This is a genomic window from Streptomyces sp. NPDC104309, from assembly GCF_055584025.1.
In genome coordinates this window covers 7781-22383 of sequence record NZ_JBVJMV010000031.1, presented here as the reverse complement: position 1 = coordinate 22383, position 14603 = coordinate 7781, and the positions used below count along the sequence as shown (strand labels likewise).

Sequence of the window (14603 nt, the reverse complement as noted above, 5' to 3'; positions counted from 1 at the left end):
TGCCGGGCACGTCGAAATGCCACGTCGTGAGCATCAGGAGACACATGGTCGACTTGACGCACGCCCAAAAACTGATTTACTACCCGGTCAGCGACTATTTGATGGATCACGGAGAAGGGATCCATCTGTACGACGCGGACGGGAATCAATACATCGACTGCGCGTCCGGCACCTTCAATCTCAGCCTCGGCTACAGTCATCCCGAAGTGATCAAGGCGATGCGCGACCAGATCGAACGGCTGGTGCACGCGACGTCGACATTCCAGACCAAGCCGGTCAACGACCTGGTGCGACGTCTGGTCGAGGTCACTCCCGACAACCTCACCAAGGTGCACCTCAAGGTCTCGGGCGGATCCACCGCCAACGAGGGCGCGGTCAAGATGGCCCAGATCAGTACCGGGCGGCGCGATGTCATCACCCTCTTCCGCAGCCATCACGGCCAGACCATGATGACGACCACCATGTCGGGCGAATCCTTCCGTAAGGCACCCTTCCCGCATCTGATGCCGGGCGTGCTGCAGGTCCCGGACCCCTACTGCCTGCGCTGTTTCTACCGGCAGACCCCCGACACATGCGGGCTGCTCTGCGTCGAGCGGGTCAACGACTTCCTCGACCACGCCAGTTCGGGCAGCGTCGCCTGCATCGTCGTGGAACCCGTCTCGGGCAGCGGTGGCAACATCGTGCCGCCCGACGGGTACCTCGCCGCGCTGCGCACCCTCTGCGACGAGCGGGGCATCGCGCTGATCTTCGACGAGATACAGACGGGCATCGGCCGCGTCGGCCGGATGTTCGCCGCCGAGCACTACGGTGTGCGCCCGGACATCCTGACCACCGGCAAGGGGCTGGGCGGCTCCGGCGCGCAGGTGGCCGCCATCATCGCCGACGAGCGGATGTCCGGACTCAGCAGCGACCACCACTCGTTCACCTACGGCGGCAACATCCTGGCGGCGGCGGCCGCCGCGACGACCCTCGACGTCATCGGCCGCCCCGGCTTCCTGGAGAACGTACGAGAGGTGGGTGCCTACATCATGGACCGGCTGCGGGGGCTGGCCGCGGCCCACCCGTCCATCGTGGACGTGCGCGGGCTCGGACTGATGATCGGCATCGAGATCGGCGACGAGGACGGCCGTCCCCACAGCGACCGGGCCCAGGCCCTGGCCCGGCGCGGGATGCAGCACGGCCTGATCCTGCGGACCTCCCGGTACGGTCGCGGCAACGTCATCAAGATCCGGCCGCCGCTCGTCATCACCCGGGCAGAAGCCGACCTGCTCTGCGACCGGCTGGACGCACTCTTCACCACGGAGGCAGCATGAAGGACTACGTCGTACGGCTCGCCTCATCGGTGCGCGACGAGGTACTGGCCGCGCAGAACCGGGTCGACAGCCGGCTGGTGCGAGGACATTCACCCGGTGGCGACGCGCAGTTCGGCCTCGACGACGTGGCGGAGGCCGCCGTCTGGAAGCACGTCGTCGACGGCGGCGTGCCGGTCGCCGTCTACTCCGAGGACCGGGGACTGCAATTCCACGGCAGCGCGCCCGAGTACCTGCTCGTCGTCGATCCCATCGACGGCACCAGGCCGGCCGTCGCCGGACTCGAATCGGCCACCGTTTCCGTGGCTGTCGCCCGGATGTCCGAGCGCCCCCGCATCGCGGACGTGGAACACGCGCTGCTGATGGAGATGAGGACAGGGGCCTACCTCTACGGGGAGCGCGGCGCGGACGGGGTCAGTGCCCACGGATACGACCACCCCGTACCGTCCCTGACCACGACGAACGACCTCTCGCGGATGTTCTGGTCCCTCGAATTCAACGGCCATCCCGCACGGTTGATGACCGATGCCTACGGCCACCTCATCGACCGCTCCGCGAACACCGGGGGCGTGTTCGTCTTCAACAGTGCCACGTACTCCATCTCCCGGCTGCTCACCGGCCAGCTCGACGCCTACGTCGACATCGGCAACCGGCTGCTGCGTGACGACCCCGGTCTCCTCCCCGAGTTCGAGCGGGTCGGCAACGGACGTGTGCTCCACCTGTTCCCCTACGACATCGCGGCGGCCGTCTTCCTCGCCGAGAAGGCCGGTGCCGTCATCACCGACGGCTACGGCGAACCGCTCGGCGACACCGCGCTCACCGACCTGAGCGTCGGCAACCAGCGCTCCTGCGTGGCCGCTTCCACCCCGGAACTCCACAAAGCGCTGCTGGAGGGCATCCGATGGAGGGCCTGACCCGACAGCAACACATGGTGCGCCCGCCCGACCCCGACGACACCGCCGAGTTCCGTGCGCTGCTGGAACGGCTCTCCGACAAGGCGACGGCGGACTACTACAACCCGTACACCACATTCGACTGGCCCGAGTCGATTCCCACCGACGGCTTCTGGATGTCCCCGGAACTGCTGACGGTCCACGGCACCGAGACGATGGAGGCCCTGACCTCGCGGCAACTGCACGCCCTGAGCCGCTGGGAGAGCGTCCACTTCTACAGCCTGAACGTGCACGGCATCAGGGAACTGCTCATCGAGGTCATGCGACGGATCCACACACCCGGCTTCGAGACCCCCTCGGAGTTCTTCCACCATTTCGTCGGCGAGGAGAACGACCACATGTGGTTCTTCGCCACGTTCTGCCTCAAGTACGCCGACAAGATCTACCCCGACAAGAAACTGAGACTTCCCGAAACCCCGCAGGACGCGGCGATCGAGAACTTCCTGGTCTTCGTCCGCATCCTGGTCTTCGAGCAGATAGTCGACCACTACAACGTCCGCATCGCGGCCGACGAACGGCTGCACCCGACCATCCGCCACATCAACCGCCTCCACCACCAGGACGAATCCCGCCACATCGCCTTCGGGCGACGGCTGGTGCAGTTGCTGTGGGACCGGCTCGTGGCGAGCGGCATCGACGAACGGACCCGGAGCGAGACCGGCAGTTACGTCGGCCGTTACATCACCACGAGCATGGAGTCGTTCTACAACCCCGCCGTGTACCGCGACGCGGGGATCGCGGACGGTTACGCGCTCCGGCAGCGGCTGCTCGCCCACCCCGCCCGGCAGGCCGCACACGCCCGGGTGCTGCACAAGACCACCGACTTCCTCTCCCGGATCGGAGTGCTCGATGCCGGGGACTGACGCCGCGGCCCGCACCGGCCCCTGGACCGTACGTGACGGACTCGCCTCCTTCGGGGAGCCCGCGACCTTACTGCTGCGCGCCCTGGACGACGTATTCACCGACTGGGGAGCCCGCGCGGGAGCCGCACGGATGACCTTCCCGCCGTTGCTCGCCGCCGACGATCTGCGCACCCTCGACTACTTCCGCAACTTCCCGCACCTGGGCAGCCCCGTCTCCCGCATCCGCCCCGACCGCCTCGACGCCCACAGCCGGGGGACCGCAGACGGCCCCGTGCCCGCGCGCGACCTCGTCGACGCCGGCCACCTGCTGCCCTCCGCCGCCTGCTACGGCTGCTTTCTGCACTTCTCCGGTACCGTGACCAAAAGCCCCTTGCGCGTGAGCACGGCCGCGCAGTGCTTCCGCCACGAAGACCACCACGACGGACTGCGCAGGCTGTGGGGCTTCACCATGCGGGAGATCATCTGCATCGGCTCCGCCGAACAGGTCCGCGACCACCTCGAACACCATCATGCGCGGCTGGCCGCCTTCGCCGCCGGTCTCGGCCTCTCCCTCGCCCGGCAGCCGGCCACCGATCCCTTCTTCGAGAAGGACGGCGCGCGCACCGTCATGCAACTGCTCGCGCCGGTCAAGGACGAGTACCTGCACACCGACGGCACCGCCGTGGCCTCGATGAACAACCACCGGAACTTCTTCGGCGAACGCCGCTCCATCACCTACGCCGACAAGCCCGCGTTCACCGGCTGTGTCGCGTTCGGGCTGGAACGCTGGGTGCACGTGCTGAACGAACGTTTCGAAGGCGACCTCCACGCCGCGGCCGCGGCTGTCCGCAAGACCGGCGAGGGGGCGTGAACCGGCTCACGTCCGCCCTCGGCCTCGATCTGCCACTGCTCCAGGCGGGTATGGGCGGCATCGCGGGGCCCGACCTGTGCGCCGCGGTCTCCGGAGCCGGGGCGGGGGGAGCCCTGGCGCTCTACAAGGAACCTCCGCACCGGGTACGGGAACTGGTGCGCGCCGTCGTCGCCTCGACCTCCCGCCCCTTCGGCGTGAACGTCATTCCCGAAGTGACGGGTCCGGCCGGCTGCCGGGCCCAGCTCCGCGCCGCCCTGGACGAACTGCCCCAGAACGCCTTCGTGACCAGCTTCGGCCTGCCGGACGCCGACGCCGCACACGAGGTCGTACGGTCGGGCCGCGTCCTGGTCATCCAGGTCGGCACGCTCCACGACGCGGACGCGGCCCTCCGGCTGGGGGCGGGTGTCCTCGTCCTCCAGGGCACCGAGGCGGGCGGGCACCTCCTCGGTGAGCTGCCAGCGGCGCGCCTGCTGGACGAGACACGCGCCCGGCACCCCGACGCCGTGCTGGCGGTGGCGGGCGGCGTCGCGACCGGTGTCGACCTGGCGCGGGTCCTGGGGCAGGGCGCCGACGGGGCGATGGCGGGAACCGTCTTCGTCCCCGCGGTGGAGTCCGCCGCCCACCCGTACTACAAACAGCGTGTGGTCGACGCGTCGGCGGACGACACCGTCGTCACCACGCGCTTCGACATCGGCTGGCCCGCCCGCCCGCACCGGGTACTGCACAACTCCCTGACGGGGACGGCGCCCCGGCACCCCGCGACCTTCATCGCGACGACCGGAGCGGGGGGCGGCCGGTTCCCCGTTCCCCGGTACAGCGCGGCGGTCCCGGTGGCGGGGACGGTGGGCCGGATCGAGGAGATGGCCATGTACTGCGGCCGGTCCTGTGCCCGGGTCGCCGGGCAGCACCCGGCCGCCCTCCTCGTCGAACGATTCCGCCGCCCCCATGAGGCGGCCGGCCGAACCCACGTCACATCCACGGAAGGTGGGCCATGGAAGAAGCGCTCAAGCCGGTGACCGCATGGCTGCTGGCCAGGAACCCGGAGACCGGGGAGATCCCTGCCGATCTCGACCTGATCGAGAACCGGCTCATCGACTCCCTCGGTTTCATGGAGTTCATCCTGCTGCTGGAAGACCTCGTCGGCCGCGAACTCCCCCTGCGGGAACTGGATGTGGACCGCCTCCGCTCGCTTCGGGCCATCCACGACAACTTCCTTTCCCCGCAGGCCACGAGCCTGGGGAAGCATGACGCGTAGTACGGCGGGGCCGACCGAAGGAGGCCGGATCGTGGAGTACGGACGGGTCGTCTCGGTGCACCTGGCTCCTGTCGCCGGTGCACCCACCTACTCCGTCGCGCAGGCCGGCGCCGTCGCGGGACGCGGCCTGGAGGGCGACCGCAACTACTGGGCGGGGGACGGACCGCGACGCCCGGGTCGTGGTATCGGCCGCGCCTCCGGCGTCTGCGACGTCACCCTGATCGAGCTCGAAGCCCTGGACGCCCTGGCCCGGGAAACCGGCATCGAGCTGTCCCCCGCACAGTGCAGGCGCAACGTCGTATGCCAGGGCATACGACTCAATCCACTGGTGGGCACGGAATTCCGGGTCGGCGGGGTGACGCTTCGCGGGCTTCGGCTGAGTGAACCCTGTGCCCGTCTCGAACAGCTGACCCGTCCCGGCCTGGTGCGCGGTCTCCTGCACCGAGGCGGGCTGCGCGCCGAAATCGTCCATGGTGGCCCGATCCACGTCGGGGACCCGGTGGGCCACGGCAGCGACCTCACCGTCCGGGTGCCGACGAACCCTCCGGCACCGCCGGGACGACCGCCCCGCACCGAGGAGCACCGCCCATGACCGGCACCGGCACACCTCCGGGAAACCCCCGTTCCTCGGAGGTCCGGGTACAGATACCCGCCGCGAGCCCCGCCGAGCTGCGCGACGCCGTTCGCTCGGCCCTGGCAGCCGTGCACACCCCACCCGGGCCCCCGGGTCCGGCAACGGCAAAGTGGCAACGGACCGCCTCCGGAGACTGGGGTCTGGCGGCGGGCGGCCTGCGGGCCGAACTCAGTGTGTCCTGGGACGGCCCGGAACTGCGCGTCGTGGGCGGTGCCGACGCGGTCGGCCCGACGGCGATCACCCACCTGCTGGCGGACATCGCCCGAAGAATGCCGGGCGGCCCACAGCACCGACCCCGGCACACCCCGCCCACGCCTTCGGCCGGGCCGGACGGCGGCAACGCCCTGCTTCCCCGCATACCACCACCCGTGCCGACGGTGTCGGCCGTGTACCGTCTCCCGTCCGGTCTCCGCACGCATGAGCTCATGAGCTCACCCGCCGCGGCGGCCCACCTCGCCCTCCATGTCCTGCTCCGTGCCCCGGACATGGGCCCGCGCGCCGACCTCGCGATGCTGATCGACGACGACACCGCCGGAGCGGGCACCACCGCGGCCCGGCCGCAGCCGCGTCTCGTCGCGGACTCACTCGACATCGGCCCGTCCGTCACGGGGGCCGAGGCACTCACTCACCGCCGACCCCACGCAGGTCCCGCGCCATCCCGCCCGGCGTTCGTGTTCGACTGCGCGGGCCGGCCCGCGGTGCCCGACGGCTGGCTCCTCCGGTCGTGGACCTGCCTGGTAGCGGACGCCGTCCACTGCTCGTCGAGCGGAGCCGAGGGACACCACCGGCTGCGGGTCGTGGCACCACGGCACCTGGTGCGACAGTCTCGCCTGGATCTGGTCGTCGCCCTGTGGGCCGACACCCTGACCACGCTGGTCACCCATCCGGACCGCCCTCTCGCCGGCCTCGGCATCCCGAGCCGCGTCGGTCCCCATACCTGCGCTCAGGACGCGGACGCGTTCCGAACGGCGTCCGGGCGGTCCTGACGTGCAGTCGGCGACGCGGCGGCTCGAAAACCGGTGGCACGCGCTCGTGTGATCCACTTATGTTGTGCGCTCGTGACCGATGCCTCTGAGCACCCAGCGAGTGGTTCGCCCGCGCCCACCACGCAACCGCCCGCGTCCACATCCGGACAACCGACGACGACGGCCGATCGTGTGCCGGCGCCGTCCGCGTCCGATGGGGGGCTGTTCTCCGGCACGTACGTCGCCGCCACCACCAGTTTCGCCGCGGTGATGTTCCTGACCGGGTTCGCCGCGCTGGCCGTGGTACCCACCCTGCCGATGGCCGCACGGGATCTGGACGGGGTGTCCCTCTTCCCGCTGGTGGCGGGATGCTTCGTGGCCGCGAGTCTGCTGGGCGGGGTAGTGGGCGGTCATTGGGCGGACCGTGCCGGAGCGCAACGCCCGTTGGCGGCGGGCACGGCGCTCGCGGTGGTCACCCTGCTGGTCTCGGCCGCCAGCACATCGATCTGGCAACTGGCGGCCGGGCGCTTCCTGGACGGGCTCGCGGGCGGAATGGTCGCCGTGTCGATCAACACGGCCGTCGGGCAGGCCTACCCCGACCGCCTGCGCCCGCGCGTGCTGGCCCTGATGAGCACCTGTTGGATCATTCCGTCATTGGTCGGCCCGCCACTGGCGGGACTGGTGGCCGAGTGGTGGTCCTGGCGCGTGGTGTTCTACGGGCTCGCCGCCCTGACCGTGGTGCCGACACTGGTGGTGGTGGCCGTACTGCGAAGCCGTTCCTGGTCGGCCGCGCCCGCGCTGTCGGGGGAGAAGCCGCCGCGTCCCGCACTGCTTGTCGCGACGGCGGTGAGCCTGGGTGCGGCGTCGGGGCAGTACGGCGTCTCGGGCTGGGACACGCGCCATCTGCTGTTCGCGGCCGGCGGGCTCGCCCTGATGGTGGTGTTCGCGCCCCGGCTGCTGCCGCCGGGCACCCGGCGCGCCGCGCCCGGCCTGCCCGCGACGGTGCTGCTGCGCGTCATGAGTTCGGGGGTGTTCTTCACGCTGGAGGCGCTGGTGCCACTGCTGCTCGTCACCGACCGGGGTGTGTCTGCCGTGTCGGTCGGTCTGCTCTTCACGGGGGCCGCCGTGGCCTGGGCCGGCTCTTCCTGGGTGCAGGGCCGCCTGCTGGAGCGCTGCCCCCGCCACCGGCTGGTCGCGATCGGTGCGGTGGTGCTGGCGGCGGCGGTCGCGGTCGCCGTCGTGGGTACGGTGCCCGCGCTGCCCCCTTTCGTCGCCGCGTCGTCCATGGTCGTCGCGGCCGTGGGCATGGGCCTGCTCGCGCCCGCCCTCACCCTGCTGTCGCTCTCCCACGCGCCGCCCGGCCGACAGGGCTCTGCGAGCGGTGCGATGCAGACCAACCAGAACCTGGGCCAGATCACGGTTCTGGGCGTCTCCGCCGGTCTGTTCAACGCCTGCCTGGGCGCCGGCACGACCGAATCCGCCGGTTACGGCGCCGCCTTCGGACTGCTGCTCGGGCCCTGTCTCCTGGCAGCCCTGCTCGCCACCCGTACCCGCGCCGACGGCCCGTGAGCCACGGTCTGACCGCCCGGTCCCGGCACCGGGCGCGTGTCCCTCGGCGGCTCGCGCCCGGCCCCTGACCACCTCATGGGAGGGCGGGGGCCGGACGCACCGCAGCGGACTACCGGCGTTCGTGCACCCGCACCACCCGCAGCACGGGCGAGCGCAGGATGTCCTTCTCACAGAATCGGGACGTCACCCACCGCACACCGGAATACAACTCGGTCTGGTCGCTGTAGTGAGGCGACCTCGGATTCGAGGACTGGGAGTACGTGAGCAGGGTACGTGCCACCGGGCATCGGGTCCCGTTCCAGCCGACCGCCTGGATGTAGCTGGAGCCGGCCGACACATCCGTATAGCCGCCGGCCGCCGCGTCCCAGACCGGCTCGGTCTTGTTCCAGACACCGAGGGACTCCGTACCGCCGCCGAGCGCGATGCGCTTCCCGTTGCGCACGACCGTCTGGTGGCGGCCCAGCGGTGCGTCCAGGGCGATCCCGGCGGCCCGCAGTTCGGCCACCGCGTCGGCGAGTGCCCTGGTGACGCCGGGCGCCGAGGTGTTCAGCGTGTTCGGCGTACCGACCGGATCGGCGGGGGAGAAGGGCACCTTCCACAGCTCGGCCGGTGAGACCGTCGCCGCCCTGCGCCAGACCCGGTCGAAGAGCAGCGCGCCCCGGCTTTCCGTGTCGAGCTTTCGGTCCCAGCGCCGCAGTACGTCGCACGCCGCCGACACGTCGACGGCCTTGCCGTCACTGCCCACCGCGCTGCCGCCGGGCAGTGCGGCGCAGGTCCGCGCCAGGTCCGCGGCGCTCAGGTCTCCGGCCGGGGCGCGGTTCGCGAACTGCTGTTCCTGCAGATCGGCCACGGTGAGCCGGCCCCTTGCCGCCATCGCCGACACGTCCTCGATCGCGCCCCGGGTTCGCATCGACCGGGGGACGGCGATCGTGCCGAAGACCCGTTCGTAGCCGGTCAGCGGCGCCTGCGCGTAGGTCAGCCAGGCGCTGTCGTTGGAGTTCTCCGAGACCATGATCAAGGCATACTATGAAGTATGGCTATCGCCGCGAACTTCCGGATACGGGCGGTCATCTATGCCCGGCTGTCTAATGGGTCGGCCAACACTCCGTCACAGGTGAGGCGCTGCCGTGAACTGGGTGCCCGATTGGGTGCCGACATTGTGGCCGTGAAGGTCGACGACGACCTCACTGCCATGGGGAAGAACGGCCAACGAGCCAACCGGCCCGCGTACGACGAGACCGTCGACATGCTCGTCTCCGGAGCGGCGAACGCTGTGCTGTGTCTGCACACCGACCGCCTGTACCGCCAGAGCCGCGACCTCGAGCCACTCATCGATGTCGTCGAGAAGACGCACGCGATGGTCTACCCGGTCGAGACTGGCGCACTTGACCTCACTTCCGCCTCCGGCCGGATGGTGGCGCGCATGCTGGCGGCCGTGGCGACCCATGAGGTGGAACGCGCCAAGGAACGTATGCGTGACAAGAAGGAAGACCTCCGCGCGGCGGGCATCAACCACGGTGGCCCCCGCGCCTTCGGCTACCAGAAGGTCCGTCCGCATGCGAAGGGGACGGCTCCACAGGTCCCCCAGATCGATCGACGTGAAGCCGAGCTCATCCGCGATGCGGCGAATTCTGTGCTCGCCCGTGCCGCCGACCCGGAGACGGGCCTGACCCTCGCTGGCATCTGCCGGGCGTGGAACGCGAAGAAGGTCACCACACCGCGCGGCAACCCGTGGACGGTGCCCAGTCTGCGCAAGATGCTGCTCTCCCCGCGCATCGCTGGACGCATTGCACACAAGGGCCAGGACGTGGGTTCCGCACAGTGGGAGCCGATCCTGGAGTACGACACGTGGCTCGCAGTGCGCACCGTGCTGAACGACCCAGCCCGCTACACACATCTCAGTGCACAGCACGACGGCAAGACCGTGCGATACCTCGGCTCCGGCCTCTACCGGTGCCACTGCGGTGCCGTAGTCCGGCCGGGTGGGGCCAAGAGCGGACAGCCCAAGCTGTACCGCTGCACCCAAGGAGGTCATGTGAGCCGGACCGCCGCCCCTATCGACGACTTCGTCGAGCGCGTCATCGTGGCCCGTCTCTGTCGAGCGGACGTCTACGACCTGTTCCAGACGCCGACGGTCATTACCGGTCCGGACTCGGCTGCCCTGACCGTTCGTCATGCAACCCTCACCGCCCGCCTCGATGCCCTCGCATCCGCCTTCGCTGACGATGACGACGCCGACCCCGTCGAGTACCGCGCCGCATCCCGCAAACTCAAGGAGAGGATTGGGGCCGTCGAGAAGGAGATCGCTGAGGCGGTAGCGCTTGCCGCCTCAGCGAGAGGATCAGGCCAGCTCGATGACGTGGACCGCCCCGAACTGGCCCGGCGGCATGCTGCCGACCCGGACGATGCCTTGGCCTGGTGGCGTGAGGTGTACTCCCTCGAACGGCGGCGCAAGATTCTAAACATACTGGTCACGGTCACCCTGGTGCGCGCCCGGCAGGGACGGCCAGCGGGCTTCGTACCTGGCAGAGACCAGGGCTACTTCAACCCGGCCTCTGTGCTCATCGAGCCGAAGGGGGGCCCCAGTGAGTGGCCGTATCGCCATCACCGAAAGCGGCTTTGAGATCACCTGGCGCCGGTCACGCCGAAGAGTCACTTTGACGGCCATCGCCGATGATCAGCGAGGTGCGCGCGACGGCCGCGGCAGGGTGAAGCAGATGTACCACGGCCTCCGCGGTGGCCTTCGCGGCCCCCGTAGGGAGTCACGGGATCGGGGAGAGCCGTTAGGATCGGACGGAGCGGGCAAGACCACCTCAGGAAAGGCCTGTTCAGGCTCATCCAGGGCCTCACTCCTTCCTGAGCCCGGCCGCCGTCGGCGACCCGGTTCAGGGCAGGTATCAGGTGGCCGAGGAGGGCCGGGAAGCTACCTTCAGACCCTCGGCGCGGACAAGTGCGCCACCTCGACCCGGCTGGTGATTCCCTAGTGTGATGCGCCTGAAATCAAGCAGGTAATTAAGTTCCTAATCTGGTGTCGTGTCCGGTGGGTTGATCTTGGTGAGGTAGTCGGCGAGGGACTTGAGGATCTCGTCAGCGGTCTTGGTCCAGGCGAATGGTCTGGGGTTGTCGTTCCAGGTGTCGATCCACGTCTTGATGTCGTCCTCCAGGGCTTTTACGGAGGTGTGGACGCCGCGGCGGATGAGTTTGTCGGTCAGCAGGCCGAACCAGCGCTCGACCTGGTTGATCCAGGAGGAGCCGGTCGGTGTGAAGTGGACGTGGAAGCGTGGGTGTTTGGCCAGCCACGCCCTGACCTCGGCGGTGTTGTGGGTGGCGTAGTTGTCACACACCAGGTGCACGTCGAGCTCGTGCGGCACGGCCTTGTCTATGGTGACCAGGAACTTCCTGAACTCGATGGCGCGGTGGCGGCGGTGGAGTTCGCCGATGACGGTGCCGTCGGCGATGTTGAAGGCGGCGAACAGGCTGGTGATTCCGTGCCGCAGATAGTCGTGGGTGCGGCGCTCAGGCATGCCCGGCATCATCGGCAGCACCGGCTGGGAACGGTCCAGCGCCTGGATCTGTGACTTCTCGTCGACGCAGAGCACGACCGCCCGTTCGGGCGGGTTGTGGTACAGGCCGACGACATCGACGACCTTGTCCACGAACTGCGGGTCGGTGGACAGCTTGAAGCTGTCCTGCAGGTGCGGCTTGAGATCGAACTTCTTCCAGATCCGCCCGATGGTCGATTTCGACAGCCCGGTACGAGCGGCCATCGAGGCCCGCGACTAGTGAGTGTCGCTGCTGGGTGTGGACTCCAGCGTTGCGGCGATGACCTCTTCGACCTGGTCGAGCAGGACCGACGGCGGCCGGCCAGGCCGCGGCTCGTCCTGCAGCCCGTCGAGGCGCCTGGCGATGAAGCGGGCCCGCCAGCGTTCCACCGTCGTCTCGTCCACGCCCAGGTCCATCGCGGCCTGCTTGTTCGTCCCGCCCTCCGCGCACCGCAGCACGATCCTGGCCCGCAGAGCGAGGTACTGCGCGGTCTTCGCCCGCCTCGCCCAGCGAACCAGCTGGTCCCGCTCGGTGTCGCTCAGGACCAGGTCGGCCTTCGGCCGACCGATGCGACCCGCGTCCTGCAGGCCGGCAAGCCCCTCGGCCGCGAACTTGCGGCGCCACTTGCCCACCGTCTTGGCCTGGGCGTCAACAAGCCGGCCCACGGCAGCATTCGACATACCGTCAGCGCACGCCAGAATGATCCGGGCCCGCTCCGCAGCTCTCCGGTCCCACGACGTCGCCCGACGCACCAACTCGGCACGCTCGTCCTCAGACAGCGTGATTGACACGGCAGAAGGCCCAGGATGCGACACCCAGATAAGGTAGCAACGGTTCGCCGGGTTGGGTGTCCGAGCGGTGAGATGAGCGGTGACGTCCGATCTGACCGCTGGGGGTGTGGTGGCTGAGCCTGTCCGTGTGCGCAGGTTGACTGACCAGGAGGGGCAGAAGCTGCAGCAGATCGTGCGCCGGGGCAGCACCAGTGCGGTGCGTTACCGGCGCGCGATGATGTTGCTGGCCTCGGCTGGCGGGAACCGGGTGCCGGTGATCGCGAAGTTGGTGCAGGCCGACGAGGACACGGTCCGGGACGTGATCCACCGGTTCAACGAGGTCGGTCCGGCCTGCTTGGACCCTCGGTGGGCGGGAGGCCGTCCCCGCCTTCTCAGTCCTGACGACGAAGACTTCGTTGTGCTGACGGCCACCACCCGACCGACCAAGCTCGGGCAGCCCTTCACCCGCTGGTCCATCCGCAAACTCGCCGCCTACCTGCGCCTCGTACACGGCCGCATCATCCGCATCGGACGCGAGGCGTTACGTTGCCTGCTCGCCCGCCGCGGCATCACCTTCCAACGCACCAAGACCTGGAAGGAATCCCCCGACCCCGAGCGCGACGCCAAGCTCGACCGGATCGAGCACGTGCTGGAGCACTTCCCGGACCGTGTGTTCGCGTTCGACGAGTTCGGCCCGCTCGGCATCAGGCCCACCGCCGGGTCGTGCTGGGCCGAACAGGGTCGGCCCGAGCGGCATCCCGCGACCTACCACCGTACTCACGGGGTGCGCTACTTTCACGGTTGCTACTCGGTCGGCGACGACACGCTCTGGGGCGTCAACCGGCGCAAGAAGGGGGCCGCGAGCCACAGCGGAGCCCGGCAGGAGACCGCCCAGTACGTTCCGTCGGGCCCCGGCCAGTACTCCGGTGGCAGGCGAACCCGTGCCCCCGGCCGCCACAGCCACCCGCTGGGAGCACACCATAGGGCCGCAAGGGCTCGTGGCGTGATGGGGAGGGCCGCCTTGGACGCGGGGCGCCCGATGACCGGCTCCCACCGGCCGACAGTCGTGACGTCCAGGACCTGACGGCAGGTGGCGGGGCTGACCCACACGAGGCCGTAGTCCCGCCCGGTGACGATCACGGCCCCTGCCGGTGTCCCGTCGCTGCCCAGACTCCCGCGGGCGGACCAGCTCTGCGTGACGGGCACCAGGCGCAGGGGCTGTCTGTCGGCGGGACGGCAGGCGGCTGGAGCGGCGCCGAGTGGGTACTGAGCCGGGCGAGCCGCCCGGTGCGGGCCCTGGAGCTGGTCGAACGGGCAGCCACCGTACGGACTTCCGCCCGGAGCGGTTCCCCCTGTAACAGCCAAGCGCCATTGCGATGGGCATTCATGTCCGCAATCAGAAGCTGTGTCAGGTCCCGGGGTCAGCGCAAGGCGGTAGGGGCCAGCCGAATCTTCTGGGACTGCATCCGGATGCGGATCGGCGTGGATTTGCCGACTGCTTTCACCGGCTCGGGGAGGTGCGGTGACGTCCGGGGCGGGCAGGGAGAACGGGTAAGGCGGCGGGTCATGAGGGTGATCGTGGTCCAGGTGATGGGGGCTTCGCTGTGGGAGATGAGCCGTTCGTAGTCCCGAACGTTTCTGCGGGCTCGCATGACCCACGAAATGGCCCGTTCCACACGCCACCGTTTTGCGAGCACGGCGAAGCTGTCCTGGTCCTTGCGGCGGGGCACCGTCTTGAGGGTCAGGCCCAGGAAGGAGTGGGCCCAGCCGACGAGGGGGCAGCCGTAAGCGGCATCCGACGAGGGGGCAGCCGTAAGCGGCATCCGACGAGGGGGCAGCCGTAAGCGGCATCCGACGAGGGGGCAGCCGTAAGCGGCATCCGACGAGGGGG

The 14603-nt window shown here is 69.5% G+C and carries 11 protein-coding genes and 4 pseudogenes; 11 read left to right on the top strand and 4 right to left on the bottom strand.

Annotation, left to right across the window (positions count from 1 at the left end):
* Positions 1–44 precede the first annotated feature (44 nt).
* From ACZ68L_RS33055 to ACZ68L_RS33015, 9 genes are all read left to right on the top strand, one after another.
* Positions 45–1313, top strand: a complete 1269-nt coding sequence (locus ACZ68L_RS33055) for an aspartate aminotransferase family protein (RefSeq protein ID WP_469584446.1) — start codon at positions 45–47, stop codon at positions 1311–1313.
* Positions 1310–2224 (top strand): inositol monophosphatase family protein, encoded by a 915-nt coding sequence (locus ACZ68L_RS33050; RefSeq protein ID WP_469584443.1) that lies wholly within the window; start codon positions 1310–1312, stop codon positions 2222–2224. Before ACZ68L_RS33055 ends, ACZ68L_RS33050 begins: the two co-directional genes overlap by 4 nt.
* Entirely contained in the window at positions 2212–3126 is a 915-nt protein-coding gene (locus ACZ68L_RS33045; protein WP_469584442.1) for a diiron oxygenase, read from the top strand. Before ACZ68L_RS33050 ends, ACZ68L_RS33045 begins: the two co-directional genes overlap by 13 nt.
* Entirely contained in the window at positions 3113–3976 is an 864-nt protein-coding gene (locus tag ACZ68L_RS33040) for an aminoacyl--tRNA ligase-related protein (RefSeq protein ID WP_469584439.1), read from the top strand. The genes ACZ68L_RS33045 and ACZ68L_RS33040 overlap by 14 nt, the downstream gene beginning before the upstream one ends.
* Positions 3973–4992, top strand: coding sequence for an NAD(P)H-dependent flavin oxidoreductase (locus ACZ68L_RS33035; protein ID WP_469584436.1), 1020 nt, complete (start codon positions 3973–3975; stop codon positions 4990–4992). The genes ACZ68L_RS33040 and ACZ68L_RS33035 overlap by 4 nt, the downstream gene beginning before the upstream one ends.
* A complete protein-coding gene (locus ACZ68L_RS33030) occupies positions 4968–5231 on the top strand; it encodes an acyl carrier protein (RefSeq protein WP_469584433.1) in 264 nt (87 codons plus the stop codon). The genes ACZ68L_RS33035 and ACZ68L_RS33030 overlap by 25 nt, the downstream gene beginning before the upstream one ends.
* A complete protein-coding gene (locus ACZ68L_RS33025) occupies positions 5221–5823 on the top strand; it encodes an MOSC domain-containing protein (protein ID WP_469584430.1) in 603 nt (200 codons plus the stop codon). The genes ACZ68L_RS33030 and ACZ68L_RS33025 overlap by 11 nt, the downstream gene beginning before the upstream one ends.
* A complete protein-coding gene (locus tag ACZ68L_RS33020) occupies positions 5820–6851 on the top strand; it encodes a hypothetical protein (RefSeq protein WP_469584427.1) in 1032 nt (343 codons plus the stop codon). The genes ACZ68L_RS33025 and ACZ68L_RS33020 overlap by 4 nt, the downstream gene beginning before the upstream one ends.
* Positions 6852–7022: 171 nt before the next feature.
* Positions 7023–8399: an MFS transporter gene (locus ACZ68L_RS33015; RefSeq protein WP_469584424.1), complete on the top strand. Its 1377-nt coding sequence runs from the start codon at positions 7023–7025 to the stop codon at positions 8397–8399.
* A 109-nt stretch (positions 8400–8508) separates the two neighbouring features.
* Here ACZ68L_RS33015 and ACZ68L_RS33010 read toward each other — a convergent pair.
* Positions 8509–9402 (bottom strand): annotated as a pseudogene (locus tag ACZ68L_RS33010) (penicillin acylase family protein); the annotation flags it as partial.
* A gap of 30 nt (positions 9403–9432) precedes the next feature.
* Here ACZ68L_RS33010 and ACZ68L_RS33005 point away from each other — a divergent pair.
* A complete protein-coding gene (locus ACZ68L_RS33005) occupies positions 9433–11022 on the top strand; it encodes a recombinase family protein (RefSeq protein WP_469584421.1) in 1590 nt (529 codons plus the stop codon).
* A gap of 40 nt (positions 11023–11062) precedes the next feature.
* On the opposite strand, the pseudogene ACZ68L_RS33000 reads toward ACZ68L_RS33005, so the two are convergent.
* Positions 11063–11183 (bottom strand): annotated as a pseudogene (locus tag ACZ68L_RS33000) (dTDP-4-dehydrorhamnose reductase); the annotation flags it as partial.
* Positions 11184–11419: 236 nt separating this feature from the next.
* Positions 11420–12733, bottom strand: a pseudogene (locus ACZ68L_RS32995) (IS630 family transposase).
* 109 nt (positions 12734–12842) lie between these two features.
* Between ACZ68L_RS32995 and ACZ68L_RS32990 the strand changes: the two are divergent.
* Positions 12843–13634, top strand: a pseudogene (locus ACZ68L_RS32990) (helix-turn-helix domain-containing protein); the annotation flags it as partial.
* A 499-nt stretch (positions 13635–14133) separates the two neighbouring features.
* On the opposite strand, the gene ACZ68L_RS32985 reads toward ACZ68L_RS32990, so the two are convergent.
* Positions 14134–14535, bottom strand: coding sequence for a hypothetical protein (locus ACZ68L_RS32985; RefSeq protein ID WP_469584419.1), 402 nt, complete (start codon positions 14533–14535; stop codon positions 14134–14136).
* Between the last annotated feature and the right edge of the window lie 68 nt (positions 14536–14603).

Excerpts from the sequence above, each read along its gene's own strand:
- ACZ68L_RS33055 (WP_469584446.1), top strand. The coding sequence starts at position 45 with ATGGTCGACTTGACGCACGCCCAAAAACTGATTTACTACCCGGTCAGC.
- ACZ68L_RS33050 (WP_469584443.1), top strand. The coding sequence starts at position 1,310 with ATGAAGGACTACGTCGTACGGCTCGCCTCATCGGTGCGCGACGAGGTA.
- ACZ68L_RS33045 (WP_469584442.1), top strand. The coding sequence starts at position 2,212 with ATGGAGGGCCTGACCCGACAGCAACACATGGTGCGCCCGCCCGACCCC.
- ACZ68L_RS33040 (WP_469584439.1), top strand. The coding sequence starts at position 3,113 with ATGCCGGGGACTGACGCCGCGGCCCGCACCGGCCCCTGGACCGTACGT.
- ACZ68L_RS33030 (WP_469584433.1), top strand. The coding sequence starts at position 4,968 with ATGGAAGAAGCGCTCAAGCCGGTGACCGCATGGCTGCTGGCCAGGAAC.
- ACZ68L_RS33025 (WP_469584430.1), top strand. The coding sequence starts at position 5,221 with ATGACGCGTAGTACGGCGGGGCCGACCGAAGGAGGCCGGATCGTGGAG.
- ACZ68L_RS33020 (WP_469584427.1), top strand. The coding sequence starts at position 5,820 with ATGACCGGCACCGGCACACCTCCGGGAAACCCCCGTTCCTCGGAGGTC.
- ACZ68L_RS33005 (WP_469584421.1), top strand. The coding sequence starts at position 9,433 with ATGGCTATCGCCGCGAACTTCCGGATACGGGCGGTCATCTATGCCCGG.
- ACZ68L_RS32985 (WP_469584419.1), bottom strand. The coding sequence starts at position 14,535 with ATGCCGCTTACGGCTGCCCCCTCGTCGGATGCCGCTTACGGCTGCCCC.